22 protein-coding genes are annotated in these 26,468 nt (G+C 65.1%); 11 read left to right on the top strand and 11 right to left on the bottom strand.

The window, feature by feature from the left end; genetic code table 11:
• Positions 1-777: a response regulator transcription factor gene (locus ACFPK0_RS16615; RefSeq protein WP_377342334.1), complete on the bottom strand. Its 777-nt coding sequence runs from the start codon at positions 775-777 to the stop codon at positions 1-3.
• Between the two features lie 65 nt (positions 778-842).
• Here ACFPK0_RS16615 and ACFPK0_RS16620 point away from each other — a divergent pair, with 65 nt between their 5' ends.
• The 4 genes from ACFPK0_RS16620 (at position 843) to ACFPK0_RS16635 (ending at position 5,046) form a co-directional block, all read left to right on the top strand.
• Positions 843-1,730 carry a LysR family transcriptional regulator gene (locus ACFPK0_RS16620; RefSeq protein ID WP_377342336.1) on the top strand — a complete coding sequence of 296 codons (888 nt, stop codon included), beginning with the start codon at positions 843-845 and terminating at the stop codon, positions 1,728-1,730.
• Positions 1,731-1,746: 16 nt separating this feature from the next.
• Positions 1,747-4,149, top strand: coding sequence for a TonB-dependent receptor (locus ACFPK0_RS16625; RefSeq protein ID WP_377342338.1), 2,403 nt, complete (start codon positions 1,747-1,749; stop codon positions 4,147-4,149).
• Between the two features lie 179 nt (positions 4,150-4,328).
• Positions 4,329-4,616, top strand: a complete 288-nt coding sequence (locus ACFPK0_RS16630) for a hypothetical protein (protein ID WP_056083653.1) — start codon at positions 4,329-4,331, stop codon at positions 4,614-4,616.
• Between the two features lie 118 nt (positions 4,617-4,734).
• Positions 4,735-5,046, top strand: a complete 312-nt coding sequence (locus ACFPK0_RS16635; RefSeq protein ID WP_056083650.1) for a hypothetical protein — start codon at positions 4,735-4,737, stop codon at positions 5,044-5,046.
• On the opposite strand, the gene ACFPK0_RS16640 is transcribed toward ACFPK0_RS16635, so the two are convergent.
• The 5 genes from ACFPK0_RS16640 to ACFPK0_RS16660 all read right to left on the bottom strand — a co-directional run bounded on the left by ACFPK0_RS16640 (position 5,047) and on the right by ACFPK0_RS16660 (position 12,601).
• On the bottom strand, positions 5,047-5,934 hold the full coding sequence (locus ACFPK0_RS16640; RefSeq protein ID WP_377342341.1) for an aldo/keto reductase: 888 nt from the start codon (positions 5,932-5,934) through the stop codon (positions 5,047-5,049). It abuts the gene before it with no gap.
• Positions 5,935-6,106: 172 nt separating this feature from the next.
• Positions 6,107-7,516: a type I glutamate--ammonia ligase gene (glnA, locus tag ACFPK0_RS16645; protein ID WP_056607187.1), complete on the bottom strand. Its 1,410-nt coding sequence runs from the start codon at positions 7,514-7,516 to the stop codon at positions 6,107-6,109.
• Positions 7,517-7,733: 217 nt separating this feature from the next.
• Positions 7,734-8,486: a TorF family putative porin gene (locus ACFPK0_RS16650; protein WP_056083641.1), complete on the bottom strand. Its 753-nt coding sequence runs from the start codon at positions 8,484-8,486 to the stop codon at positions 7,734-7,736.
• A 356-nt stretch (positions 8,487-8,842) separates the two neighbouring features.
• Positions 8,843-11,203, bottom strand: coding sequence for a GH36-type glycosyl hydrolase domain-containing protein (locus ACFPK0_RS16655; protein ID WP_377342344.1), 2,361 nt, complete (start codon positions 11,201-11,203; stop codon positions 8,843-8,845).
• Positions 11,204-11,233: 30 nt separating this feature from the next.
• Positions 11,234-12,601, bottom strand: a complete 1,368-nt coding sequence (locus tag ACFPK0_RS16660) for an MFS transporter (protein WP_377342346.1) — start codon at positions 12,599-12,601, stop codon at positions 11,234-11,236.
• 320 nt (positions 12,602-12,921) lie between these two features.
• Here ACFPK0_RS16660 and ACFPK0_RS16665 point away from each other — a divergent pair, with 320 nt between their 5' ends.
• The 4 genes from ACFPK0_RS16665 to ACFPK0_RS16680 all read left to right on the top strand — a co-directional run bounded on the left by ACFPK0_RS16665 (position 12,922) and on the right by ACFPK0_RS16680 (position 19,044).
• A complete protein-coding gene (locus ACFPK0_RS16665; RefSeq protein ID WP_056083636.1) occupies positions 12,922-14,124 on the top strand; it encodes a sterol desaturase family protein in 1,203 nt (400 codons plus the stop codon).
• A 140-nt stretch (positions 14,125-14,264) separates the two neighbouring features.
• Positions 14,265-16,805 (top strand): glycoside hydrolase family 9 protein, encoded by a 2,541-nt coding sequence (locus ACFPK0_RS16670; RefSeq protein WP_056083633.1) that lies wholly within the window; start codon positions 14,265-14,267, stop codon positions 16,803-16,805.
• A gap of 155 nt (positions 16,806-16,960) precedes the next feature.
• On the top strand, positions 16,961-17,839 hold the full coding sequence (locus ACFPK0_RS16675) for an alpha/beta hydrolase (protein ID WP_377342349.1): 879 nt from the start codon (positions 16,961-16,963) through the stop codon (positions 17,837-17,839).
• A gap of 71 nt (positions 17,840-17,910) precedes the next feature.
• Positions 17,911-19,044: an alpha/beta hydrolase gene (locus tag ACFPK0_RS16680; RefSeq protein ID WP_377342351.1), complete on the top strand. Its 1,134-nt coding sequence runs from the start codon at positions 17,911-17,913 to the stop codon at positions 19,042-19,044.
• Here ACFPK0_RS16680 and ACFPK0_RS16685 read toward each other — a convergent pair.
• A complete protein-coding gene (locus ACFPK0_RS16685) occupies positions 19,032-19,838 on the bottom strand; it encodes an AraC family transcriptional regulator (RefSeq protein ID WP_377342353.1) in 807 nt (268 codons plus the stop codon). The two genes, ACFPK0_RS16680 and ACFPK0_RS16685, sit on opposite strands and share 13 nt — an antisense overlap.
• A gap of 262 nt (positions 19,839-20,100) precedes the next feature.
• On the opposite strand from ACFPK0_RS16685, the gene ACFPK0_RS16690 reads away from it, so the two are divergent.
• Both ACFPK0_RS16690 and ACFPK0_RS16695 read left to right on the top strand, forming a co-directional pair.
• A complete protein-coding gene (locus ACFPK0_RS16690; protein ID WP_377342356.1) occupies positions 20,101-21,777 on the top strand; it encodes a 2-isopropylmalate synthase in 1,677 nt (558 codons plus the stop codon).
• 37 nt (positions 21,778-21,814) lie between these two features.
• Positions 21,815-22,312, top strand: a complete 498-nt coding sequence (locus ACFPK0_RS16695) for a DUF1579 family protein (RefSeq protein ID WP_377342358.1) — start codon at positions 21,815-21,817, stop codon at positions 22,310-22,312.
• A gap of 285 nt (positions 22,313-22,597) precedes the next feature.
• Here ACFPK0_RS16695 and ACFPK0_RS16700 read toward each other — a convergent pair whose 3' ends face one another.
• The gene (locus ACFPK0_RS16700) at positions 22,598-23,200 is read right to left on the bottom strand and encodes an outer membrane protein (RefSeq protein WP_377342360.1); all 603 of its coding nucleotides are present in this window, start codon (positions 23,198-23,200) and stop codon (positions 22,598-22,600) included.
• A gap of 567 nt (positions 23,201-23,767) precedes the next feature.
• On the opposite strand from ACFPK0_RS16700, the gene ACFPK0_RS16705 reads away from it, so the two are divergent.
• Positions 23,768-24,472 (top strand): glycoside hydrolase family 11 protein, encoded by a 705-nt coding sequence (locus ACFPK0_RS16705; RefSeq protein WP_377342362.1) that lies wholly within the window; start codon positions 23,768-23,770, stop codon positions 24,470-24,472.
• A gap of 90 nt (positions 24,473-24,562) precedes the next feature.
• On the opposite strand, the gene ACFPK0_RS16710 is transcribed toward ACFPK0_RS16705, so the two are convergent.
• The 3 genes from ACFPK0_RS16710 to ACFPK0_RS16720 all read right to left on the bottom strand — a co-directional run.
• Positions 24,563-24,823, bottom strand: coding sequence for a hypothetical protein (locus ACFPK0_RS16710; RefSeq protein ID WP_377342364.1), 261 nt, complete (start codon positions 24,821-24,823; stop codon positions 24,563-24,565).
• 46 nt (positions 24,824-24,869) lie between these two features.
• Complete coding sequence (locus ACFPK0_RS16715; protein ID WP_377342366.1) at positions 24,870-25,883, bottom strand: IS30 family transposase; 1,014 nt, start codon at positions 25,881-25,883, stop codon at positions 24,870-24,872.
• A 403-nt stretch (positions 25,884-26,286) separates the two neighbouring features.
• The coding region (locus ACFPK0_RS16720; RefSeq protein ID WP_377342368.1) for a hypothetical protein at positions 26,287-26,468 on the bottom strand (182 nt) is incomplete at its 5' end.

Consider the following 26,468-nt stretch of genomic DNA (forward strand, 5'->3'; position numbering starts at 1 on the left):
TCACGGCCCGGTATCTCCCGCGGGCTGTCCCGCGCGCAGTTCCTCGCGGTAGCGGCTGGGCGTAAGTCCGTGCCGTTCGCGGAACGCGGTGCTGAAGTTGCCGGCGCCGTGGAAGCCCACGGCGCCGGCGATCTGTTGTACGTCCAGCGCGGTGTCGGCCAGCAGGCGCCGGGCCTGGCGCAGGCGTTCCTCGCGGATCCACGCGAATACCGTGGTGCCGAGCTGGCTGCGGAAGATGTTGGAAAGCTGGTGCGCGCTGACCCCCACGCGGGCGGCGATGTCGGCCAGTGGCGGCAGCGCCGCCAGCTCCTCGTCGATCAGCCGTATCGCGGCGCGCAAGGTCACTTCGGCATCGGGCATCGGCGCCATCGCCTGCCGCACCGGCGCGGCGTTGCGGCGGGCCAGCTCCAGGTGGATCTGGATGCGCGCCAGCAGTTCGGCCGGTGCGCACGATTTGACGATGTAGTCGACCGCACCATGGGTGAGCCCCTGCAGGCGCTCTTCGGACGCACCCGCGGCGGTGAGGAACAACACCGGGATTGCACAGGTGCGCGAGGATTCACGCAGGCGTCGGCACACCACGTAGCCGTCCATGGCCGGCATACGCACGTCCAGCAGGATCAGGTCCGGCCCCAGCAGTTCCGCACGGCGGCAACCCTGCGCGCCATCGGTGGCCAGGCTCACGCGCCAGCCGCTGGCGCGCATGGCGGCAAATGCCGCGCCCAGCGAGTCGGGCTCGTCGTCGATCACCAGGATGTGTGGCGGCGTAGCGGTCATGGCTCCCCCATGCGAGCCCATCATTCTAGCCTCGCATCGTCGGCTGCTATCGTGCGGGGATGGAAATGGAACAGGCCGACAATCTGGCCGACCTGCATCTGCTCGTGCAAGTGATCGATGCCGGCGGCCTGGCCGCCGCCGCGCAAACGCTGGGCACCACCCGGTCGCTGGTAAGCCGTCGGCTGCTGGCGCTGGAGGCGCGGCTGGGCGCGAAACTGCTCAATCGCAATACCCGCGGGCTCAGCGTCACCGCCACCGGCGAGGAGGTCTACCGCCACGCCGTGCTGATGTGTGAGGCCGCGCAGGCCGCGTTGCACGCGGCGGGCAGTGGCCGCAGCGGGCTGTTGCGGGTCGGTGCGCACGCCTTGCTGCGACCGCTGCTCGATCAACTGTTGGGCGCCTGGGGCGCGGCCCATCCGGACGAACGGCTGGTGTCGCGCTGGGCCGACGCCGACGTGGCCGCGGTGCAGGGCGAACGTGCCGACCTGCTGCTCGACGTGGGCGTGCCCACGCAGGCCAGCGGACTGCAGCCGCATCCGCTGGGCAGTCTGCGCCTGGTAGTGGTGGCCAGCCCGGCGTTGCTGCAGCTCCTGAAAAACCCGACCCGGCCGGAGCTGGTCGAGGATCGCCACTGGCTGGCGTTCGCCGGCGCACCCTGGAACCTGCGCGGCGTGGCCGCCCGCACCCTGCAGCCGCGACTGGTCAGCGACCACCTGCCGGCGCTGTTGCTCGCGGCCCGTGCGGGCATGGGCCTGGTGCAACTGCCGATGTACGCCTGCCACGACGACCTGCAGGCCGGCCGCCTGCAGACCCTGTTCGAGGGTTTCGAGGCGCGGCCATTGCCGTTCCATGCAAGCGCGCGGAAAGCCACCTCCGCAGACGCCTTCATCGAATTCGCGCGGCGCTACCTCGACGGCATGGCCGCGCAGGGCGTGCTCGCCACCACCGTTTGATCTGCCCGGACATGCCATGACGCGTCGCCTTGTGCTGCTTCCCTTTCTCGCCACCGCACTCGCCGCGCCCGTCCGCGCGCAGCAGGCCACCGCACTGCAACCGGTACTGGTGACCGCCCAGGGCCGCGCGCAGGACGCGCAAACCGTGCCGATCACCCTGGACGTGATCGGCGCCGAACGCTTGGACGATGCCGCGGCGGTGGATCTTTCCGACCTCGACCTGCTGGTGCCGGGGCTGGACATCCGCGCGCACCAGCCCACCGAACCGATGTTCAGCCTGCGCGGCATCGGCACGCTGGATTACGGCATCGGCACCGCGCCGGCCGTGGGCGTGTACATCGACGGCGTCTACCAGACCCGCGCGGGCGGCGCCCTGCTGGCGCTCAATGACGTCGAGCGGGTGGAGGTGCTGAAGGGCCCCCAGGGCGCGCTGCTTGGGCGCAACAGTGCCGCCGGCGCCATCGCCATCGTGACCCGCGAACCGACCGACACGCTGGAAGCGAACACGCGGCTGCGGTTGGGCAACCAGGGCCAGCGCTATGCCGACGCCCTGCTCAACCTGCCGTTGTCCACCCACCAGGCGCTGCGACTGAGCGTGCTGGACAACCGCAGCGACGGCTGGATCCGCGACGCTGACAGCGGCCGTCGCTACGGCAGGAACGGCGAATGGGGCACCCGCGCCACCTGGCGCTGGGACATCTCTCCGGCGACCCGCGTGCTGACCTCGTGGACGCACGATCGGCTGGCCGAACCCGCCAGCGTGGGCATCGGCGTGGCGCCGCTGGGTGATGACCCGCGCGAACCGGCGCCATTCCCCGCCGCCCCCCGCGATTACCGCGACCCGCGGCACGCCCCATTCCACGACGACAGCGGCAATGGCCACTCCGACCGCCGCTACGATGCATTCAAACTCGACGTCCGCCACCGGTTCGGCGACGCCACGCTGCAGGCGCTGGCCGCGTGGACCGGCTACACGCTCTCGCATACCGAGGACGCCGATGCCACCAACCATGTAGTCACCCATCTGGACACCGGCGTGGAAGGGCGTGGGCACAGCGGCTACGGGGAGCTGCGGCTCTCCGGCGCTACCACACGCCTGGACTGGGCCGTCGGCAGCAGCCTCTGGTACGAGGACGCGGTGCAGACCAGCCTGGCCCGCTCGAACACCGACACGGTGGACACACTGGCGCGCAACCGCGGCCTGCCCACCGGCACGCCCGACGGCAGCGTGTACGCCTACTTCGATGGCTTGCTGCGCCAGTTCGGCCTGCCGTGGCGCTTGCTGGGTGAGCCCATCACCGAGCGCATCGACAATCGTAGCCGCAGCCACGCGGTATCCGCGTTCGCCGACACCACCTGGCATGTGGGCACCCGCCTCGACCTCACCGCGGGCCTGCGCTACACCCGCGACACGCGGCGCTTTTCCTGGTTCACGCCGATGCGGCTGGCCCCCGGCCTGGACCGCAGCCTCGACGCGATGGCTCAGGCGGGCGTGCTGGCATTGGCGGCACAGGCGGCCCACACCACGCCGGAAATGCTGCGCGCGGCGCTGTCGCGCAATTTGCTGTACGCCGACGCCGTGGGCCAGCACGTGCGGCGGCACGATCGCTGGCGGGACGTCAGCCCGCGGCTGGCGCTGAACTGGGCGCTGGCCCCGAACGCCGCCGCCTACGCCTCGCTGGCCAAGGGCTACAAGGCCGGCGGCTACAACGCGGTGCAGGTCAATTCGGTGTTCGCGCCCGAGCAGGTCTGGAACCTCGAGGGCGGCCTCAAGACCGCGTACCCGGGCCTGCACCTGCTGCTCGATGTGGCCGCCTTCGCCTACCGCTACAACGACCGCCAGGCGCTGGTGCTGATCCCCACCAGCAGCGGCGCCGGGGTGCCGCAATACCGTGTCAGCAACACCGACCAGCAGGCCCACGGCATGGAGCTGGCCGCCCGCTGGCAGCCGCTGGAGGCGTTGCAACTGGGCCTGCGCGCCAGTTGGACCGATGCCACGTATCGCCACGCCGTCACCGCGGCGGGCCTGGACCTGGCCGGCCAGCCCGCCGGCGAGCCCACGCTGGCCTACGCGCTGGATGGCCACTACCGCTGGCACGACGTGGCCGGCGGCGACGTGACATTCACTGCCAGCCACGCTTACCGCGGCCCCAACCGCTGCAATGCCGATTCGCGCCTGCAGGGCCAGTGCGCGCCCGCCACGCCGTTCGCCGTGGGCGGCGCACGCCAGCGCACCGACCTGCGGCTGGACTGGTCGGCGGTGAACGAGCACTGGGGCGTGGCGCTTTACGCCACCAACCTGTTCAACCACCGCTACGTGGAATCGCTGGGCAACGTCACCAACGATGTGCTGGGCACGCCGTGGGCGTACATCACACCGCCACGCCGCTGGGGTGTGGAGTTTCGTGCGGCGCTATAAGTGCCGTACGACGGCATCCGGAAGACCGGTGAACGGCTACGACCTCCTGTCACGGCGCCGTCGCGCGCTTTTTTTACCGGCCATTCACCGCATTGCCGCCACTGTGTCGAACCATGCTGCAAGCACGCAACCGCGCATCCGGGCGGCATGCGGCGACCACAAAAAAGAGGGCCTTGGCCATGCACGAATCCATCCAGTTGGGCGACATGGTTTTCGTCTCCGACGGGGGCGAGGGCATCGGCTCGGTGCGGGAAATCCGGCCGGAGCCGCCGGAGTTGGTGATCTATATCGAGAATGCGGGCGACTTCGAGCTGCCGCTGTCGGCGGTGCGCGGCGTGCATTCGGGCAAGGTGGTGCTGGACTGCGCGCGGCTGGAGCCACGGCTGCGCGAGGCGACACGCCATGTGCGCGATGCGGCGGACCCCTCCTACCAGGCGCGCGGCAACGGGGTCGATGAGGAGGAATAGCGGCGTCCGGACAAGGTTCGATAGATGAACCACGGCATCTGCCACTCCCTCCGCAGCCGGTCAGCGGACAGGTCGCGACATACAATGCCTGCATGATGACCGCCGATTGCCGCGCCGCATGATCGACAAGGACGAGACACGGCTCAACCGCCATTTCCATCGCATGGAAACCCAGTTGCCCGGGTGGATTGCGCGGCCGATACGATGGCTGCGCGTGCCCTCGTCGCGCTGGGTCCGCGTGCCGGTGGGCCTGCTGCTGATTGCCGGGGGCATCTTCAGCGTTTTGCCGATACTGGGCCTGTGGATGTTGCCGCTGGGGCTGTTGCTGCTGGCCGAGGACCTGCCCTTTCTGCGCCGCCCGATGTTGCGGACCCTGCTGTGGGTGGAGCGCCGCTGGCTGCGCTGGCGACGCTCGCGCCGACGTCGCTGATCAGTCGGGCGTGGCGGAGCTGGACTCCGCCTTGCCGCCCGCGTCCAGTTCCGCGAATTCCTCGTCGGACAGCGTGATGCCGGCCGCGGCCACGTTCTGTTCCAGATGGCTGACCTTCGACGTGCCGGGGATCGGCAGCATCACCGGGCTGCGCCGCAGCAGCCAGGCCAGCGCCAATTGGCCGGGCGTGGCGTCATGCGCGGCGGCGATGCGATCGAGCAGCCCGCCCTTGCCGGCCAGGCTGCCGGCGGCCAGCGGATACCACGGGATAAAGCCGATACCGTGTTTTTCGCAATGGTCGAGCACGTCCTCGCTGCCGCGATCGACCAGGTTGTAGCGGTTCTGCACGGTGGCCACGGGGAACACGGCGGACGCCGCGACCACGTCATCCACCGACACCTCGCTCAGGCCCGCGTGGGCGATGATGCCCTCGTCCAGCAACGCCTTGATCGCGCCGAACTGCTCATCGCGCGGCACCTTGTTGTCGATGCGGTGCAACTGCCACAGACCGATCTGCTCCACACCCAGCCAGCGCAGGCTTTTCAGCGCCTGCTGACGCAGGTATTCGGGGCGACCCAGCGGCTGCCACTGGTCCGGCCCGCTGCGGGTCAGCCCGGCCTTGGTGGCCACCAGCATGCCGGGATACGGATGCAGCGCTTCGCGGATCAACCCCTCGGACACATCGGGCCCGTAGGAATCGGCGGTATCGATGAAATTGACGCCCAGCTCGGGCAACCGCCGCAGCGTGCGCAGGCATTCGGCCTTGTCCGCCGGTGGCCCCCAGATGCCCTTGCCGGTGATGCGCATGGCGCCGAAACCAAGGCGATGGATGGCGGTATTTCCGCCGATCTTGAAAGTGCCCGATGAGGCGGCGTTTGCGTTGGCCATGGCGTTGTTCCTGCGGGGATGTGAGGGGCGGCCGCGCCACGAGATGCGGCCAACGGCAACCACCAAGGTTACGCCGACCACATGAAACGTGGGCGAAAGTGTGCCCGAATCCGCCGCCCCAAAACGACCACGGACGCCGCAGCGTCCGTGGTCTTCCCGCATGAATCGCCTGTTACAGCGAGTAGTACATCTGGAACTCCAGCGGGTGCGTGCTGGCGCGGTACTTGGTGACTTCCTTCATCTTCACTTCGATGTAGGCATCGATGAAGTCATCGGTGAACACGCCGCCGGCCTTCAAGAAGTCACGGTCCTTGTCCAGCGCTTCCAGCGCGGCATCAAGGCTGGAGCAGACCTGCGGGATGTTTTTCTCTTCTTCCGGCGGCAGGTCGTACAGGTCCTTGTCGGCCGGGGCGCCCGGGTCGATCTTGTTGATGATGCCGTCCAGGCCGGCCATCATCAGCGCGGTGAACACCAGGTAGCCCGACTGCATCGGGTCGGGGAAACGCACTTCGATGCGACGGCCCTTGGGGCTGGCCACGTACGGGATGCGGCAGCTGGCGGAGCGGTTGCGCGCCGAATAGGCCAGCATCACCGGCGCCTCGAAACCCGGCACCAGGCGCTTGTAGCTGTTGGTGGTGGAGTTGGAGAACGCGTTGATCGCCTTGGCGTGCTTGAAGATGCCGCCGATGTACCACAGCGCCATCTGCGACAGGCCGCCGTAGAGGTCGCCGGCAAACAGGTTCTCGCCATTCTTCGACAGCGACTGGTGCACGTGCATGCCGCTGCCGTTGTCGCCGACCAGCGGCTTGGGCATGAAGGTGACGGTCTTGCCGTTCTGGTGCGCCACGTTCTTGACCACGTATTTCATGGTGATCAGCTCGTCCGCCTTCTTCACCAGCGTGTTGAATTTGACGCCGATCTCGCACTGGCCCGCGTTGGCCACTTCGTGGTGATGCACTTCGACGGTCTGGCCCAGCGACTCCAGCACCTTGCACATGTCGGCGCGCAGGTCACCCAGCGAATCGACCGGGCTGACCGGGAAATAGCCGCCCTTCACGCCCGGGCGGTGGCCGGTGTTGTTGCCGTCGTACTTGTAGCGCGACGACCAGGCCGCCTCTTCGGAGCCGATCTCGTAGAAAACGCGACCCGGATCGTTCTGGAAACGGATGGAATCGAAAATGAAGAACTCCGGCTCCGGCCCGAAGAATGCGGTGTCGGCGATGCCGGTGGATTTCAGGAACGCCTCGCCGCGCTTGGCGATCGAGCGCGGATCACGGCCGTAGGCCTGCATGGTGCTGGGCTCCAGCACGTCGCAATGCAGGATCAGCTGCACGTGCGCGCTGAACGGATCCAGATGCGCGGTTTCCGGGTCCGGCATGAGGACCATGTCCGACTCGTTGATGCCCTTCCAGCCGGTGATCGACGAGCCGTCGAACATCTTGCCGTCCTCGAACGTGGACTCATCGATCTGATGCGCCGGGAACGTGACGTGGTGGTGCACGCCGAGCATGTCGGCAAAACGGAGATCGACGAACTCGACGTCGTGTTCCTGGATCAGGTCGAGCACTTTCTGAGCAGTCATGGAGCAACCTCGAATGGAATGGGCGGATGAGCTTTAGCAAACGGTGTGCCAACGGCACAGTAGCGGGAAAACCGCATGCCGTGGGGCTTCGCGCGCCATGAGGCTGACAGCAAAGTCCCTTAACGGTGCAGCATGGTGCCTCATTTCACCAGCTTGGTGCATGTGCTGCCGCCGACGCCGTTCCACGCCGAGGACGACGTGGCGCGGCGTCCCCGATTCAGAACGCCTTGCTGGCGCTGATCACCGCCGTGGCCCGGCCCAGGTAGTGGCCCATCGCGTTGGTGTAGACCGACCGCCGCGCGTTGGTGTCGTAATAACCCAGCGCCACCGCGTAACCGTGGTCGAAGTTGCGGGTGAGGCCCAGCTTCCAGTCGCTGTAGCTGGCGGCGCTGGCGCCGGCGATCCGCTGGCGGCCGGCGTGGGCGTTGACCAGCCAGCCCGGGGTGAACTCCCAGTTCCAGGAGAGATCGACGTAGCTGCTGTTGCGGCTGTCCGCCACCCCGAACGCGTTGCCCAGCGTCTGCGAATATTTCAGCGTCAGCGCGCGCCAGCCTACCGCGGCGTAGGCCTCCAACGTGTACGGCCGGGTGTAGCCGTGCGGATAGCTGCCCGGGTAGTAGTACTCGTACAGGCCGCCGTCGAGCGTCCAGTCGTCGCCAACCTTGGTGCGGTAACCGGTATAGACGTCCAGTTCCACGCTGCTGGAAACCCGCGCGCCCGGCGCGGACGTATCGGACAGCCAGCTGATGCTGCTGCCCCAGCCGCCCACGTACCAGCCGCTGGCATGGTCGTATTCCAGGCCGGCCTGCAAGGCCGGGTCGCGGTCGCTCTGCGAGAGGCCGCGGAACAGATAGTCATTGACGACGGTGACATTGCCGATGGTGGCGCTTTCGGCCGCCATGAGGGTCGGTGCGGTGCAAAGGGCCAGCGCTGCTGCACCAAGGTGGATCAGTTGCCTGGTTCGTTTCATCGTTGCGACTCCCGTTATGCCAGCACACCCGGGCTCGGGCCGAATTCGCGGAATACGGTTCGGCCGCCGGGCCATGGTGCGCTGCAATATGCGGGCCATCAGCGACGGCGCCGGGATATCCCCGGCGTTTGCGGCATGTGGTCAGTAGAGGGGGCGCGTTCTCAACAGCGATTACGCGCAAAACAGAATGGACGGCCAAACCCGCCACGCGATGTGCAGGATTCCGCGGCGCGACTCACACCCCTCCTGTAGGAGCGACTTCAGTCGCGACGCTTTTGCTTCGATGGCGCGAACCAAAGAGCGTCGCGACTGAAGTCGCTCCTACAGTGGGTTCCGGCAGGATTCCGGGCGGCAGTTCAGGCCGGCAGGCGCACCGAAACCTGGTAGCGCCGGCCGGGTTCGATGTCGTGGATGACGGCGCCTTGCAGGGGCTTGCCATCCACGGTGATGCGCGTCTGCTCCAGGCCCGCCTCGCGCACCATCTCCACCACGAACTCCGCGCCGCGGAACGTGCGCACCACCTTGGCCGACGGCCACGCCGCCGGCAACTGCGGCGCGATGCGCAAGCCGTCGGCCTGCCCCTGCAAACCGAACAGGCCTTCGACCAGGCAGCGGTAGACCCACGAGACCGTGCCGGTGTTGAACAGCTGGCTGGAGCGGCCGGCCGTGCGCGGAAACTGGTAATACGCGCCGCGGTAGTAGTTGGGGATGAACACCGGCAGCTGGCCGCGCCGCAGGTAGTCGTCGCCATCGGGGCCGGGGATCATCTGCCGCAGCAGGCGGTAGGCGCGCTCGGATTCGGTGATGTCGTACAGGCTGTAGATGTAGAAGATCGCCGCGTGGTTGTAGACCGCGCCGTTCTCCGCCGAGCCCGGATACTTCTGCGTCACCCGGCCCACGTCGTCACGCATGGCGGTAAACGCGGGCGCAAACATCATCACGCCATACGGCGTTTCGAGCTGCTGCTCGATTGCCTGCAGCATCTTTTCGCGCTGCGCGTCGTCGGCGGTGCCGGCCAGGATCGCCCAGCTCTGCGGGTTGAGGAAGATCCGGCCCTCGTTATCCTTGCGGGTGCCGAAGATCACGCCGTCGTCGGTGATGCCGCGGGCAAACCATTCGCCATCCCACAGCTGGCCGTTCACGGCGTCATTGAGCTGCTGCGCACCTTCGCGGAACGATTGCGCCAGCTCGGGCTGCTGTCGCGCGTCGCACACGGCGGCCCACAGTTTCAGGGCGTAGCTGGTGGCCACCGACAACCAGCCGGATACCCCCTTGCCCTTGTAGCCGACCATGTTCATCGGGTCGCACCAGTCGCCCTGGGCGATCAGGCTCAAGCCGCGCTCGTCGCGCACGTCCAGCAACCAGCGCATCGCGGCGCTGATGCGCTCGAACACGCTCAGGGTACGGCCGTCGGTCACGCCGGTGACCGGCTCGTCCAGCAGCGCGTAGTCGCCGGTTTCGTCGAGGTAGGCCTGCAGGCAGACCGGCAGCCACACGCAATGGTCGGTGTGCGGGATCTGGTTGATGTACTTCAGCTCGGCGCCTTCGATCAGCAGGATGCCGTCGGGCATGGCGCCGCTCTCCTCCTGCTGGCTCAGGGCATGCAGGAAGGCCGAGCGCGTCACCGCCGGGCGGATGTAGCTCATGCCCATGTTGTCCTGCAGGTAATTGCGGGTCTGCGGATCGGTGCTGAGCCGGTTGACGTCGGCGTGATAGAACATCTGGCGCGGCAGCCAGTGGTTCACGAAATTGTTCAAGGCGGCATCGGGCGTGTCGATCTGGATGCAGCCACGCCCCTGGCTCACGTAATCCGAATACTCGCGTCGGGTATCGGCGAAACCCGCCTCGCTCAGGTACTTCTCGCGCAGTGCGCGGATTTCCGCGTCGTCGAAGGCGGGGCCGAAAATGAAGCGGTACTGCTGCGACTCGTCCGGCGCAAAGCCGTGGCGGTACTGCAGCACCGCCGCCGGGGTTTCGTAGCGCGCATCGCCACCGTCCAGCGTCTCCTGCTGCACGCCGCTGGGATGATGCAGGCCACCCTCGCCCTCGAAGGTTTCCTGCTTCGCCTCCCACGCGTCGGGCGCGCGTTCATGCAGGAAGAAGGTCTTGTCCTTGAAGTCCTTCTGCTTGAAGTAATCGGCCACCTTCTGATACGGCGCGACGCTGCTGGCCACCACGCCGCCCAAGTCGGCGCGGTACTCCGCCGACTGGTTCATCCACGACATGTAGCCGATGGGAAAGTACGGGTAGATGCTCAGCTTGCGCGCACGGCCGGACAGGTTGCGCACCGTGAGCGTCCACAGCTCCACCACGTCGTTCACCGGCAGCGACACCGCCATCTCGACCTCGATGCCCGCACAGACCACGCGCCACGCGATGTCGCCCTTGCCCGCGGAGAACGTGAAGCTTTCCGGCGTGGCCCGCACCGGCTCATGCGGCGCCGAGAAGATCTCGCCGGACTCCTCGTCCTTGATGTAGAAAAAGCGCCCCGGATGATGCGCGTAATACGGCTGCTCCGGCTGCATGAACGTCTTCGCTTCCAGGTTCGGCGCATGCGCGTACTTGGCCGGCTCCGGCTGCATGAATTGCGCCACGGCATAACCGCGGCAATTCATCTGCATCATCATGCGCCGGTTCCACAGGAAGCCGGCCGCGCGCGGCATCGCTACCGCGCTGTGCAATTCGAAACGTTCGCCATCGGCGCTGGGGTTAAGCATCTGAAACCGCTCCGCTGATCTAAAGAATGGTCAAACCGTGGATTTGCGCGCCAGCAATTCCGTCTGCACGCGCACCAGCGTTTCGTCGTCCAGCGTGTACAGACGCATGACGAATGCGGCGATGAGTGCGATGACGCCGGGGATGACGGTCAGCAGCAGCACGATGCCCAGCTGCGACGCGCCCGACTGGGCTTCGTTCGCCACGTAGCCCATCGCCGCCAGCATCCACGCAATGACCGCCGACGCGATCGCGCCGCCCAGCTTCTGCGAGAACGTGGCCGCGGCAAACGTCATCGCGGTGGCGCGACGGCCGGTTTTCCATTCGGTGTAATCGGCCGTGTCGGCAAACATCGAGAAGGCCAGCGGCGACTTGGGCCCGAGGAAGAAGCCGATCAGCGTGTTGATGCCGAACATCAGCCAGATCGCGTCCTTCGGCACGAACACCATCACGCAACTGAGCACGCCGACGGCCGCCATCAACAGCATCATCAACTTCTTCTTGTCGATGAAGCGGGTCATCAACGGCGTGCAGGCGGCGCCGATGGCCAGCGCAATGGAGTACGTGGCGAGGAAGGCGCCGGTCAGGTCGGCCTGCCCCACGTAATACTTCATGTAATAGACCGAGGCACCCGCGCGCATCACGATCGTCGTCATGATGATCAACGCCAGCGCGAACAGGACCAGCCACGGACGGTTGTCCAGCAGATCCCTGATGTCGCCCATCACCGCGGACTTCTGTTCGCGCGGCGGCGAGATGCGCTCGCGGGTGGTGAAGAACACCGTCATGAACATGATCGCCGCGGCCACGCCGTACGCCGCCATGGTCAGCTGCCAGCCGAGCTTGTCGTCGCCCTGGCCAAACCACTTCACCATGTCCAGCGTGAAGTAGTTCACCAGCGTGGTGCCGGTGAAGGCGGCGATGAAGCGGAAGCTGATCAGCGTGGTGCGATCCTGGCTGTTGGCGGTGATGACGCCGGACAGCGCCGAATAGGGCGTGCTGAGGATGGTGTACATCAGCATCATCAGCGAATAGGTGCCGTACGCCCAGATCAGTTTGCCGCCCTCACCCAGGTCGGGCGTGGTGTAGGTCAGCACGCCTGCCGCCGCCATCGGTACGGCGGCAAACAGCAGGTAGGGGCGGAACTTGCCGAAGCGCGACCTGGTGCGGTCGGCAACGGCGCCCATCGCCGGGTCGGTAAAGGCGTCGATGATCTTGGTGATCAGGATCATGGTGCCGACCGCCGCGGCGGGCAGGCCCATGGTGTCGGTATAGAAGATCAGCAGGAACGCGGAGATATTGGCCCAGTAGAAGTTGAAGCCGACATCGCCGATGCCATAACCGATCTTCTCTTTCAGGCCGATCCTGACACTGGCTAACTCGTGCTCTGTTTGCGCCACGTTGACGTCTCCCGATGCTTGGTACGTTGGATGTGCGGTCGCGTATCGGCCGGTTTCGCGGCCGCAGTGCATTGCGACAAGTCCTCCCTTCAGCGCTCTCCGGGCAAAACACGACGTCGGCGCGCGCTTTCCGTGGAAAGCGCCCACGTCCTGGATCGGCGGTGAGATGGAGCGGGTGGCGCGACAGGTACCCGCCAATCGTCGCATGGAAATGGCCGTCCATGACAAATCGCGCCCTGGCCGCCGACAGCGGGAACGTGCAGGCAGCGCTTCGATTACCATGCGCCGACGCCAGCCGGCGCTTTCAGTGAAGGATCACCATGAGCAGACATTCCAGGCGCGATACCGCCCGTGACGCGTTGGAGCGCGTCGTGCAACCCGTGGCGGAGACGCGCGAACTGCTGCACCGCGACGGCGAGCTGAAGCCGGGGCTGGGCAAGATCAGCGGCGTGATCGCGCTGTCGCTGGGCTTCCTGTGCCTGCTGGCGGTGGCGGCCTTCCACTTTCCGCAATACCTGACCACGCCGGACCTGCGCCACAAATACTCGGTCGACGTCTTGCGCCAGGTGTTGCTGGTGGGCCTGCTGGTGGCCGGCGGCATGTCGCTGGGCAATGTGATCCTGGGCCGCCAGCGCAATCTCAACATCATGGCGTTCGTGCTGGTGATCGCGGCGGTGGCGCTGGGCGGCTCGCGGGTGCCGGTGGGCGAATTTCCCGACCACACACCGTACATCGGGCTGGACTGGTTCATCCTGGACCTGCTCGGCTCCACACTGATCTTCGTGGTGATCGAGAAGCTGTTTCCGCTGTACAAGGGCCAGGCGATTTTCCGCAAGGAATGGCAGACCGACCTGAAGCATTTCGCGGTGAATCATTTCATCGTGGGGCTGGCGCTGCTGACGGTGAACTTCCTGCTGCACCACATGTTCGGTTGGCTGGTCAGCAGCGATTTCCAACAGACCGTGCAGCACATTCCGTTCCTGCCGCAGTTGCTGCTGTGCGTACTGGTGGCCGACCTGGCGCAGTACTGGACGCACCGCGCGTACCACGAGGTGCCGTTCCTGTGGCGCTTCCACGCCGTGCACCACAGCGTGAAGACGATGGACTGGCTGGCCGGCTCACGCCAGCACATGCTGGAGCTGATCTTCACCCGCGTCTGCGTGCTGGCGCCGCTGTACATCCTGGGTTTTTCCGAGGCGGCGATGAACGGCTACATCCTGATCGTGGGTTTCCAGGCGGTGTTCAACCACGCCAACGTGCACCTGCCGTGGGGGCCGTTGAAGTACCTGCTGGTAACGCCGGATTTCCACCACTGGCACCATGCCTCCGACGACGAGGCGATCGACAGGAACTACGCCGCGCACTACGCGTTTCTCGACTACCTGTTCGGCACCGCGGTGAAGTCGAAGAACAAGTTTCCCGAACGCTATGGCGTGGTTGGCGATTACATGCCCGAAGGCTTCGTGAAGCAGCAGATGTTTCCGTTTCGGTCCGGAAAAAAGGATGTCGACACCGCCGGCTGATCGTCGACGCAATGCAACAATCGTTGTGCGGTGCGACGCGCCGCACGGTGCGCCGCACCATGCCATCCCCCCGGCACTTCGGCCCTTCCGAACCGCCCCTGACACTGCTACGGTTACCGCTAACATTTTGGGGGAACCGTATGCCCATCCATCGATTCAACCTGATCCATCGCGCGCGGTTGCTCCTGCTGACGGCCAGCGCCTTGACCGCCGTCGCCGCACTTCCCGCAATGGCAACGTCTGCCGAAACAGACGGCCAAACCCTGAGCTTGAACGACAAGGGTTACTTCGCGTCCCGCGGTTTCGACGTACTGGTGTACAGCAACTGGTACGACGGCCTGTTCAGCGATGCCAAGATGAGCGGCGTGGAGATCATCCACCACGATCAGCGCACGGCCACCAACGGCGACATCCGGTTGTCGGCCACGCCCGACCAGTGGGACCCGATCGGCAAACTGGTGAGCCGCAAGGTGGATCAGGCCAAGGGCACGATCGACACCCACCTGTCTTATCCGGATTACCACTTCGACTACCGCATCCACGCGCGCCAGGACGGCGACAAGGTCGTCATCAGCGTGATCCTGGACAAGCCTTTGCCGGCGGCGCTGGACGGCAAGGCCGGGTTCAACCTGGAGTTCCTGCCCGCCACGTATTTCCACCACAGCTATTTCGCCGACGGCGTGGCGCACCCGTTCCCGCTCTACCCCGCCAGCGCCATGACGCAGCCGACCGAGGGCCAGCGCGCCGAGCCATTGCCCATGGCCAGCGGCCAGCGCTTCGTGCTGGCGCCGACCGACCCGCAGCAGCGGGTGACGGTCAGTGCCGCGAACGGCACGATGAGTTTCTACGACGGACGCAACCAGGCGCAGAACGGCTGGTTCGTGTTGCGCCAGATGATTCCCGCCGGCAAGACCGGCACGGTGCTGCAGTGGACACTGTCCGGCAGCACCGACCCGAACTGGATACGCCCCACCGTGATCGGCCACTCGCAGGTGGGCTACGCGCCCGCCCAGCCGAAGGTCGCCGTGCTGGAGCACGACCCGAAGGCGCCGATGAGTGGCGAGGCGCGGTTGCTGCGCGTCACGCCCGATGGCAAGGAAACGGCCGTGTTCAGCGCCGCACCCAAGCCCTGGGGCGATTACCTGCGCTACGGCTACGCCCGCTTCGATTTCAGCAGCGTGACCCAGCCCGGCCTTTACGTCATCGACTACGACGGCCAGCGCACCGCGCCGTTCCCCATCGCCAAGGACGTTTTCTCGGCGGCCTGGCATCCCACGCTGGACGTCTATCTGCCGCAGCAGATGGACCACATGCGGGTGAATGAGGCCTATCGCGTATGGCATGGCGACCCGCACCGCGACGACGCGCGGCAGGCACCGGTCAACCACGAGCATTTCGACCTCTACGCCCAGGGCCCCACGACCGACACCGCGTTCAAGCCCGGCCAGCACATTCCCGGCCTGAACGTGGGCGGCTGGCTGGATGCGGGCGATTACGACATCCGCACGCAGACGCAGTACGCGATCGTGCGCACGCTGGTGCACACCTGGGAGGATTTCCACCCCGAACGCGACACCACCAGCGTCAACTGGACCGCCCGCCGCGTCGACATGCACCGCCCCGATGGCGTGCCTGACATCCTGCAGCAGATCAAGCACGGCACCGTGCAACTGGTCGCCCAGTTCGACGCTGTCGGCCATGCCATCCACGGCATCATCGCGCCGGACCTGGTCCAGTACCGCCACCTGGGTGATGCGGTGACCAAGACGGATGGCCTGGTCTACGACCCGTCGCTGAAGGAAGGCGAGGTCAAGGACGGCCGCAGCGGCACGCCGGATGACCGCTGGGCGTTCACCAGCAAATCGAGTGCGCTCAACTACGGCTCGATCGGGGCACTGGCCGCCGCCTCGCGCGCCCTGCACGACATGGACCCGGCGCTGGCGAAGAAATCGCTGGCCATCGCGCAGAAGGTGTGGGCGCAGGAACAGTCGCATGCACCGGATCTCTACCGCCACGGCAACACCACCGGCGGCCCGTTGCAGGCGGAGGAATTCAACGCCGCGGTCGAACTGCTGATCGCCACCGGCGACCAGCAATACGCCACCCGGATCACCGCCCTGTGGCCGTGGATCGCCGAGCATTTCATCTTCACCGCCACCGAAGCCGTTCGCGCGCTGCCGCACATGCCGGCCGCTTACCGCGGCCAGCTCGAAACGGCCGTCCGCGCGTATGCGAAGCAGCGGGCGTCGATCAGCCAGGCCAACCCGTACGGCGTGCCGATCACGGACGGCGGCTGGGCCGGCAATGGCGCCGTCGTGCGCCTGGCCATCACCGATTACGTGCTGCACAAGGCGTTCCCGGACATCGTCGACGACAAGGGCGTGTTCCGCGGGCTGGATTACCTCTACGGCACCCACCCCGGCTCGAACCTGTCGTTCGTTTCGGCCGTCGGCGCGCGATCGAAGGAAGTGGCCTACGGCCATAACCGCGCCGACTTCAGCTTCATCGCCGGCGGCGTGGTGCCGGGCGTGCTGATCGTGAAACCCGACTTCCCGGAGAACAAGGAAAACTGGCCCTTCTTCTGGGGCGAGAACGAATACGTCACCGACCTGGGCGCGTACTACATCTACCTGGCCAACGCCGCCGACACCCTGGTCGAGGGCAACCAGCCGGCGCGGTAGACGAGCTTGGCCGCTCCGGCATAACCGTTTCCCGCGGGGAGGATGGTCAGTCCACGGACTGATCGCCCTCCCTTTTTTTCGCCTTCATTTGATCGCGAACCGACCGCCAGGCCGCCACTGCTATGCTTTTTTCCGGCCTTCAGGAGACAACGCCGATGCGCCTTCCATCGCTTTCCCTGGCTTTGCTTGCGCTGCTCTCGATGGCCACCGCCGCCCACGCAACCGGTACCGCGGTGCCGCTGTGGCCCAGCGTCGCGCTGCCCGACGGCGCAAGGCAGGGACAACTGCCAGCACTGACGGCCTATATCCCCGCCTCCAATCCCACGAAAACCGCAGTGGTGATCTGCCCGGGCGGCGCGTATCACGCGATGGCGCTGGATTGGGAGGGCGTGCTGGTCGCGCAGTGGTTCAACCAGCACCACGTGGCGGCCTTCGTGCTGCAGTACCGCCATGGCGACGGACACCATTACCCGCAGCCGATCGACGACGGCCGCCGCGCGGTGCGCTGGGTGCGCGAGCACGCGAAGACCTATCAGCTGGACCCGCAACACATCGGCATCATGGGCTTCTCCGCCGGCGGGCATGTGGCCGCCACTGTCTCCACCCATTACGACCCGACGACGGCGCTGTTGCACGACGCCGTGGGGCAGGCGTCGGCGCGACCGGATTTCACGATACTGGCCTATCCCGTCATCACCATGGACGAGGCCTTTACCCACCTGGACTCGCGCGAGCACCTGATCGGCCTGCACCCGTCACCGGCGCTGGTGCGCGAGCTGTCCAACGAAACGCAGGTCACCGCGGAGACGCCGCCGGCCTTCATCTATGTCACCGACGCCGACACCCTGGTGCCGCCGGAAAACAGCATCGCGTATTACCTCGCGCTGCACCGGCAACATGTGCCGGCCGAACTGCACGTGTTCCGCACTGGCAAGCACGGCAGCGGCCTGGGCCAGCACGTGCCGCTGCTGAGCATCTGGCCCGAGCTTCTGGCCCGCTGGATGGCTGGCCTGGGCTATATGGAACAAGGCTGAGTGGCAACGCCCATCGGCCGAAAGCCCCCGAATGATCCCCGTTTCCGCCGCCACGTAGCGATGAGGAATCCATGAGAACGCCCAGCTTCGTCCGTGCCACCGCCGTCGGCGCCCTGTTCGCCATGCTCTGTCCCCTTGCCGCGAATGCCGTCGATGCCGCGCCTGCGCCGCCGCCAACCCGCCTGTACGACGCGCCCGACGCACCGCCTTTCACGGTGATCGACGGCCGCGGGGCCAATGCGCCGGTGGATGCGAACGGCAACTTCGTGATCGGCCCCGACTACGTGCCGGCACCCGAACTTGCCGTGCGCCAGGGTGTGCCGCAGGGAACGGTGCAGCAGTTCGTCATGGATTCGAAGGACAGCAAGTTCTACCCGGGCATCGGTCGCGACGTGTTCGGCACCATCGATCCCGCGAACCCGAAGACCTTGATCGTGACCACCCATGCCGCGCCGTACCAGCGCACCATCACCGTCTACATTCCGCAGCAGTACCGGCGCGGCACCGCGGCGCCCTTCATCGTCACGCACGACGGGCCGGCGTTCGGCACGCCTGACATGATGCTGCCCCACGTGCTCGACAACCTCATCGCCGACAAGCGCGTGCCGGCGATGATCGCCGTGATGATCCAGAACGGCGGCGGCGACGCACAGGGCAGCGAACGCGGCCTCGAGTACGACACCTTGTCCGGCAAGTTCGCCGAGTTCATCCAGGCGGAAGTGTTGCCGCAGGTCGAGAAACGCTACGGCGTCACCTTGACGGACGATGCGGACGGCCGCGCCACGATGGGCTGCAGCTCCGGCGCCGCGGCCGCCTTCACCATGGCCTGGTATCACCCGCAGTGGTACCACCGCGTCATCAGTTACTCGGGCACGTTCGTGAACCAGCAGTGGCCGTTCAACCCGCAAACGCCCGATGGCGCATGGGGCTATCACGGCAAAGACGGCCTGATCGCGACGAGCGCCACCAAGCCCATCCGGCTGTGGATGGATGTTGGCGATCGCGACCTGTTCAATCCCAACATCATGCGCGACGGCATGCACGACTGGGTCAGCGCCAACCACCGGATGGCCGCCGTGCTGAAAGACAAGGGCTACCAGTATCAATATGTGTTTGCGCGCAATTCAGGCCATTGCGACCGCAAGGTGCGCGAACAGACGCTACCTGAGGCGCTGGAGTGGGTTTGGCGAGGCTACGGACGGTAAACCGTCGAGAGAAATTTCGAGGGCGGAACGCCGAAGTGTTTCTTGAACGCCGCGGCATATGCGCTGTGGCTTTCATAGCCGCTACCCAACGCGACCTGCGTGATGGGCGCGCCACCGAGAAGCGTGGTGATCGACGACATCAAGCGCAGTTGCTGGCGCCAACGCCCGAAGGTCATGCCGGTGCCTTTGCGGAAGTGGCGGTGAAACGTCTTGGAACTCATGGCCAGCGATGCCGCCCAATCGTCGGCGGAGAAGACGTGGGCCGGGTCCCTGACCAGGCTGCCGCACACCTGCTGCATCGGGCCGTCGACCGGCCACGGCAAATGAAAAGACAGCGGGCGCTGGCCGCCCAGTTCTTCCAGGAACAGCGCCGACAACAGCGCCTCGCGCCGTGAATCGGAGCGGCCGGCTATCGGCTGCGCCAGCTCACCAATCAGCGCCTTCAGCAGCGCCGAAACGTGCAGCACGCCATCCATGAAAGGCAGGCCATCGGCCACCTCCTCGTCCACGAAAATGCCGTACACGCGCACCGGCGTGTGCATGACCAGGCGATGTTCCACATGCGGGCGCAACCACACCGCCGCGGTGGGAGGCACCAGCCATTGACCGGTGGAAGCCTGCACCAGCATGACGCCCTCGGCCGCATACAGCAGATGGGCCCGGCCGTGATGGTGCGAGGGCACCACATGATGCGCCGGATACGTTTCGACAACACCCGTCACCGGCAAGCCCGATGACTCGTGGACGCTCAGGTCCAGCGCCCGGTTGCCATCCTGCGGCGAGGCAAATCCCATCGGCGGCCGGTGTCCATTTCGATAGAGCGGTTGTCCATTATTTTATGGATGGCCATATCGAACAAGCCTATATTCCCATGGTCAAACCGTTCCGCGCAGTGCGGCATGTATGCTCCGATGTTTCAATGGCGACGGCTGGCGTTGATCCCCGCCGTCGATCCCGGCACATTCACCGGCGCAACCCTTTCCGATTCACCCTGATCCCGACGCTGACGCATGGTCGAAACACCGGATCGGTCATTACCCTGTTCGAGGCTTCATCATGTTGGCAAACCCCGGCACCCGCTATCGTCCATTCCGCGCCATCGACCTGGCGGATCGGCAATGGCCCTCGCGTACGCTGACCCAGCCGCCGATCTGGCTTTCCACCGATTTGCGTGACGGCAACCAGGCGCTGTTCGAGCCGATGAACCGCGAGCGCAAGTTGCGCCTGTTCCAGGAATTGGTGCGCATCGGGTTCAAGGAGATCGAGATCGGCTTTCCGTCCGCCTCGACCACCGACTTCGAGATCGTGCGCCACCTGATCGACGACGGCCTGATTCCGGACGACGTCACGCCAATGGTCATCACCCAGCTGCGCGAGGACCTGATCGAAACCACCGTGCGCAGCGTGCAGGGCGCGCGGCGCGCCATCGTGCATCTGTACAACGCCATCGCGCCGGCCTGGCGCGAGATCGTGTTCGGCATGAGCCTGCCGCAGATCGTCGAGATGGTGGAGCAGCGCATCGGCTTCCTCAAGATGCTCACGGCGCAGCAGCCGCAGACCGAGTGGGTGCTGCAGTATTCACCCGAAACCTTCAGCATGGCCGAACTGGATGTCTCGCTGGCAGTCTGCAACGCCGCGATCAAGGCGTGGGACGCTGGCCCAAAGCGGCCGATGATCATCAACCTGCCCACCACCGTCGAGGTGGCCACGGCCAACGTCTTCGCCGACCAGGTCGAGTGGATGCATCGGCGGCTGGACCGGCGCGAGCACATCGTGCTTTCGGTGCACCCGCACAACGACCGCGGCACCGGCGTCGCCTGCGCCGAGCTGGCCATGATGGCCGGCGCGCAGCGCGTGGAAGGCTGCCTGTTCGGCAACGGCGAGCGCAGCGGCAACGTGGACGTGGTGACCCTGGCGCTGAATCTCTACACACAAGGTGTTTCCCCGGGGCTGGATTTCTCCGACATCACCGCCGTCGCCCGCATCGCCGAGGAAAGCACCGCCCTGCCGATCCACCCGCGCCATCCGTACGTGGGCGACCTGGTGTTCACCGCGTTCTCCGGCTCGCACCAGGACGCGATCGCCAAGGGCTTCGCGGCGCAGAAGGACGATGCCATCTGGCGCGTCCCCTATCTGCCCATCGATCCGAAGGACCTGGGCCGCACCTACGACAGCATCGTGCGGGTCAACAGCCAGTCGGGCAAAGGCGGCATCAGCTACCTGCTGCAACGCGACCACGGCATCGTCATGCCGCGCCGCATGCAGGTCGAATTCAGCGCCATCGTGCAGGCCCTGGCTGACGCCAGCGAGACCGAGCTGAGCAGCGCGCAGATCTGGGCGCTGTTCGAGCAGACGTACCTGGAGCCATCACGGCAGCGGCCCGGTTTCATCTATCGCGCCCACCAATGCTTCGACGCGCCCGAAGGCCAGGGCATCGAACTGCAATTGGCCGACACCGATGGGGTGCTGAAAACGTACCGGGCGGCGGGCAACGACCCCACCGCCGCCACGGTGGCCGCGCTTGGCATGCCGCTGCGCATCGACAGTTGCGAAGCACGCGGCCCCAGCGCCGAGGCGGGCAACGCGGCGCTCGCCATCGTGGAGATGGCCCGATCCGGCATCGCCGGATCGCGTTTCGGCGTGGGCCTGCACCCGGACGCCACCACCGCCTCCGTACTGGCCGTGCTGAGCGCGGCCGCCCGGCTCGCCACGGCGGACGCCCCGGCCGGGTAACGCCGCTACGCCTCGACCCGCGCCACGGACACAAGCCATGCCGGACACAAGCTCGAACCCGCTGCACAAACTCGTCGGCCACTGGCGCGGCAAGGAAACGATCCAGCCGTCCCAATGGGGTGCCGGCGGCCCGGCGCAGGCGCAGGTGGCCTGTCGCGAGGCGCTTGACGGCAAAGCGTTCGTGCAGGATTACGAGGCCGAGCGCGACGGAAAAACCTGGCTCCAGGCGCACGCCATCTTCGCCCGCCGCGCCGAGGCCGCGGACTACAGCCTGTTCTGGTTCGACAGCCTCGGCTTCGCCCCGCAGGAACCGGCGCAGGGAACGTGGGACGGCCACGACCTTGCCTTCATCCGCACCTCGCCGCGCGGGCAAAGCCGCCACACGTACACCTTCATCGACGACGACACCTACGGGATGCGGCTCGAAAGCTCGTTCGACGGCGGCGCGACGTACGTCCTCGTCATGGAGGGTGTCTATACGCGAATCCATGACGAGCAACCCGGGCGGGAGCCGGCTTCGATCCCGCAGGCATAGGTCGTTCCCGAGCGCCGCCGCCCGGTGGCCGCGGAAGCCATGCGTGCGGGCGACCGACGGACACCACCACAACCTCCATGGTTGCACCTCCTCGGGAGACACGACCTGCGAACGTGCAGGCTGTCCCCGATTCATGAATGGCGGAGATCCAACCCGGTGCTTCACCGACCACCGGGCGGATTATTTCTACCCGCACAAACAAACGAAGCGCCGCCGAAGCCGTCGACTTGAAAGCCTCGGCTTCGACGGCGCTACCGTCTTGCTACTCGCTCGGATCAGCAGCGATCAGAAGCGGTATTCCGCCGACAGGGCGAACATCGCCGTGTTGAATTCGTCGATACCAGCCTTGCTGCGGTAGTTGTCGTAGCTCAACCCCAGGCTGAACTCGGGCGTCAGCTCGTAGCCGACGCCTGCACCTGCATACCAGCTGCCATTCGTACTGCTGGCGCTGAAACTGCCGCCCTCGGGCGAACCGTCGTGGTCGCGCAACTTGACGTGCGACTGAAACGCACCGGCGCGCGCGGAGACGTACCAGGCGTCGGCAAAGTGATACTTCACCTTGGCCCCGGCAAACAGGCCCGACGTCTCGGCCGACATGTTCGACGGATAGTCGTTATTGCTGCTGGTGTAATCATCCGTGACCTTGCCCAGGCTCACGTAGCCGCCTTCCACGCCGAAATCGACCGCCCAATGCCACACGTAACCGAAGCGCACGGCTGCCGCCGTGTCCTTCGCGTCCAAGTGTTCGCCAGGGGCGACGCCCAGCCGATATTGCGCCTGACCCACTTCGGCACCGACGTAGAAGTTGCCCGTGTCAGCAGCCAACGAAGCCGTCGATACGCTTGCCAATACCACGGCCAGGCTGGCGGCCAGAATGTGTTTCTTCATGATCAATCCTTGTGAAAAGAGCGATGCCGCCCCTGCGCCATGCGCGGAGTCCGGCAGTTGTACATACGTGCGGAAATACCGGGACCATCATCCTGATGCCATGCCACTCCTTTGCCCTGGGGGCGCTCGCGGGAATCGGCGGCGTGAGGACAGTGCGCCCTGACGCTTCCCAACGACAATGACGGATCACCCGCCGGGCACGCATGGCCCGATGGAATCCGTTTGGACGTCTATTCTAAAGCGCCGCCCGCATGCATAACAGGCGCTGGTTCACACAAAGAACTCGCACACGTCTTCCGCACCCGCATGGCTTGCCGGCTGTAGCAATTCGTTGAGGTCGCGTCGACGATGTCAGTAATCCGCGCCGGATCGTTGCAGCTGGTACGGTCGTTGCCGTTGTACCTGCTGGCGATCGGCTCATTCACCGGGTGCATCAAGTACGATCCGGGCAGAGGTTGCCGCCGCGGCCGCCGAGCAACATCCGAACCTCCTGGTTGCACCACCTCAGGTGACACGGCTTGCGAAAGTGCACGCCGCCCCTGTTTCATGAATTGCGGAGATCCAACAATGAAATGGCACAACATCGGCAGGGCCGTTCTAACCGGGCTGGTCGGGGTTGGCCTGGCACTGGGTGCCAGCGCGCAAACCCTCACATCGAATGCGACGGGAACCCACGACGGGTTCTACTACTCGTTCTGGAAGGATTCCGGCGACGCCTCGTTCGGCCTGAAGGCCGGTGGCCGCTATACCTCCCACTGGACGAAAAGTACCAATAACTGGGTCGGCGGCAAGGGCTGGGAAACCGGCAGCATCGACCGGGTGGTCCATTACTCGGGCACCTTCGGGGTGGATGACAGCCAGAACTCGTACCTGGCGCTCTACGGCTGGACCAGGAACCCGCTGATCGAGTACTACGTGATCGAAAGTTACGGCTCGTACAACCCGGCCAACTGCGAAGGCGGCACCGACTACGGCAGCTTCCAGAGCGATGGCGCCACCTACAACGTGCGCCGCTGCCAGCGCGTCCAGCAGCCGTCCATCGACGGCACCCAGACCTTCTACCAATATTTCAGCGTGCGCACTCCCAAGAAAGGCTTCGGCGCCATTTCCGGCACCATCACCTTCGCCAACCACGTCAAGTTCTGGGCAAGCAAAGGCCTGAAACTGGGCACCCCCGATTACCAGGTGCTGGCGACTGAGGGCTATCAAAGCCGTGGCAGTTCCGACATCACGGTCAGTGAAGACGCCGCAAGCGCAAACGCGGGTAAATAGAGCATAAGGGGACGAAGTGAGCTGGCCCAGGTTTGACGGACACCTTTGTTTGGATAACAACACAACGGGACAGCCCCGTTTCCGCTAATACTATTCGTCAACCAATCCCAACTCTTCACCCATGCACCTCACAAACTCTGCCTTATCGCCCTGATACTCCGATGCGATATTTTCAAAATGCAAACATAAGGACGCTTTAGTCTCCACGTTTGCCATTTGCAATGTTGATGACAATTGTTCAAGTGCCTGTACTGCGGCATCAGGGTCTATGATCCCATCCTCTGAAAACTCTAGAAACAAAGCCATTTCAACAAGGGCTTGCACGATATACTTATTAATTTCCTGGCTCACGAATCACCTTTATTGAAGGCGGTTTCAAGGTCCACGTGCAACATAATCAGTGAACCGTACTATCGCTTGCTTCGGCAAGCTGAAGATGTTCGTTGTACACCTGCAACGGAGTTCGGAAGTCATGGCGCTTGCGCGGTCGGGTGTTGAGGCTCAGGGCAATCTGGTTGAGCTCAGCCTGGCTGTAGACGGACAGGTCGATGCCCTTGGGCAGGTACTGGCGCAGCAAGCCGTTGGTGTTCTCGTTGCTGCCGCGTTGCCACGGACTATGCGGGTCCGCGAAGTAGACCTGCACGCCCGTGCGCAAGGTCAAGGCATCGTGGTAGCTCATCTCCTTGCCCTGGTCGTAGGTGAGCGTCTTGCGCAGGGCTTCGGGGATGCCCTTCAGCGCCTTGCCGAAACTCTCCAGCGCATCGGCCGCGCTGGCGCTACTCATCTTGGCCAATACCACGAAGCCACTGGTGCGTTCGACCAGCGTCCCCACGGACGAACAATTGCCGGCGCCCTTGATCAAATCACCCTCCCAGTGCCCACGGATCAAACGATCCGCCACTTCCGGCGGTCGCACGTGGATGCTCTGCATGTTCGGTATCTGGCCGCGTCGATCGGTGCCGCGCGTGCGTGGTTTGCGCGTGCTGCGACCTTGGCGCAAACAGGCGATCAGTTCGGTGCGCAGCGTCCCTCGTGGCACCAGATACACCGCACTGTAGATCGTTTCGTGGGACACCCGATAGCTCGCTGTAGCAGGAAAGGCTTTCGCCAGTATCCCGGCGATCTGCTCCGGCGACCACTGCGCGCGCAACAACGCTTGTACCGTTTCCCACAACGCCGGGTCATCGAGTTTGCGCGGGACACGAGGCTTGATTCGGCAGCGCTGACTGCGCCGATGCGCTTCCTGCGCCTTGTAGCGGCCACCCTCCGGGCCGATCCTGCGGCATTCCCCGCTGATCGTGCTGGCCGCACGACCCAGCGACTGCCCGATCGCACGCAGACTGTCGCCAGACTCCAGCCGCTGCTGGATCTCCACTCTCTCTTCCAGCGTCAGTTCGTTATAGGTTCTCATCGCAACAGCCTATGTCAGATCGGGATAGGTGTTGCACGTGGAGTTTGAGACGGCCCTTCAAAAACCCGGCGTGGAAATGGCGGGCGGGGCTTTGGACACCTTGGACGGGACAACGTGGAGTTTGAGACGGCCACCCCTTTTTTGGTCAAGATTAAAAGATTGGGATTTAATTACCTCCGTCCCCTTTGATTGTCTCAGTCCCGTGGACGTGGACCTTTAACGCTAAATATAAGCATTGCGATAAAAGCGGCCATAGCCCCTCCTTTGGATCCAACTTTAAGAGCAATTAAGTAATTAAAGCTTATACCTCTCATCAGACAATTTAAGTAAGCTATAAATGACGACAAAAGCAGGACGATCACAAAAAATGTGCATCCCATAATTAACGTTTTCATAGACCTACTCACTTTTTCAAATCTGTTTTCTGATCTTTATCATTCTGAGCCTTGATGGAAACAGGGGTCACCATTTCGCCGTCCGTAGTCAATAGGCCCGCACTTGCTCTTCCCCGGTGATCGCGAGGAGTAGGTGCCCGTCTTGTCGCTGACCACCAGCCGCTGTGTTTCATGCGGTGCCAAGATCGCG

Origin of the sequence: Rhodanobacter ginsenosidimutans (assembly GCF_042655685.1) — a bacterium.
GTDB classification, from domain to species: Bacteria; Pseudomonadota; Gammaproteobacteria; order Xanthomonadales; family Rhodanobacteraceae; genus Rhodanobacter; species Rhodanobacter ginsenosidimutans.

Bases quoted from the DNA above. Each gene is read 5' to 3' on its own strand.
- ACFPK0_RS16705 (WP_377342362.1), top strand. From the start codon at position 23,768: ATGAAATGGCACAACATCGGCAGGGCCGTTCTAACCGGGCTGGTCGGG.
- ACFPK0_RS16690 (WP_377342356.1), top strand. From the start codon at position 20,101: ATGTTGGCAAACCCCGGCACCCGCTATCGTCCATTCCGCGCCATCGAC.
- ACFPK0_RS16715 (WP_377342366.1), bottom strand. From the start codon at position 25,883: ATGAGAACCTATAACGAACTGACGCTGGAAGAGAGAGTGGAGATCCAG.
- ACFPK0_RS16630 (WP_056083653.1), top strand. From the start codon at position 4,329: ATGCACGAATCCATCCAGTTGGGCGACATGGTTTTCGTCTCCGACGGG.
- ACFPK0_RS16635 (WP_056083650.1), top strand. From the start codon at position 4,735: ATGATCGACAAGGACGAGACACGGCTCAACCGCCATTTCCATCGCATG.
- glnA (WP_056607187.1), bottom strand. From the start codon at position 7,516: ATGACTGCTCAGAAAGTGCTCGACCTGATCCAGGAACACGACGTCGAG.
- ACFPK0_RS16695 (WP_377342358.1), top strand. From the start codon at position 21,815: ATGCCGGACACAAGCTCGAACCCGCTGCACAAACTCGTCGGCCACTGG.
- ACFPK0_RS16640 (WP_377342341.1), bottom strand. From the start codon at position 5,934: ATGGCCAACGCAAACGCCGCCTCATCGGGCACTTTCAAGATCGGCGGA.
- ACFPK0_RS16625 (WP_377342338.1), top strand. From the start codon at position 1,747: ATGACGCGTCGCCTTGTGCTGCTTCCCTTTCTCGCCACCGCACTCGCC.
- ACFPK0_RS16700 (WP_377342360.1), bottom strand. From the start codon at position 23,200: ATGAAGAAACACATTCTGGCCGCCAGCCTGGCCGTGGTATTGGCAAGC.
- ACFPK0_RS16615 (WP_377342334.1), bottom strand. From the start codon at position 777: ATGACCGCTACGCCGCCACACATCCTGGTGATCGACGACGAGCCCGAC.
- ACFPK0_RS16620 (WP_377342336.1), top strand. From the start codon at position 843: ATGGAACAGGCCGACAATCTGGCCGACCTGCATCTGCTCGTGCAAGTG.
- ACFPK0_RS16665 (WP_056083636.1), top strand. From the start codon at position 12,922: ATGAGCAGACATTCCAGGCGCGATACCGCCCGTGACGCGTTGGAGCGC.
- ACFPK0_RS16675 (WP_377342349.1), top strand. From the start codon at position 16,961: ATGCGCCTTCCATCGCTTTCCCTGGCTTTGCTTGCGCTGCTCTCGATG.
- ACFPK0_RS16680 (WP_377342351.1), top strand. From the start codon at position 17,911: ATGAGAACGCCCAGCTTCGTCCGTGCCACCGCCGTCGGCGCCCTGTTC.
- ACFPK0_RS16650 (WP_056083641.1), bottom strand. From the start codon at position 8,486: ATGAAACGAACCAGGCAACTGATCCACCTTGGTGCAGCAGCGCTGGCC.
- ACFPK0_RS16670 (WP_056083633.1), top strand. From the start codon at position 14,265: ATGCCCATCCATCGATTCAACCTGATCCATCGCGCGCGGTTGCTCCTG.
- ACFPK0_RS16685 (WP_377342353.1), bottom strand. From the start codon at position 19,838: ATGGGATTTGCCTCGCCGCAGGATGGCAACCGGGCGCTGGACCTGAGC.
- ACFPK0_RS16655 (WP_377342344.1), bottom strand. From the start codon at position 11,203: ATGCTTAACCCCAGCGCCGATGGCGAACGTTTCGAATTGCACAGCGCG.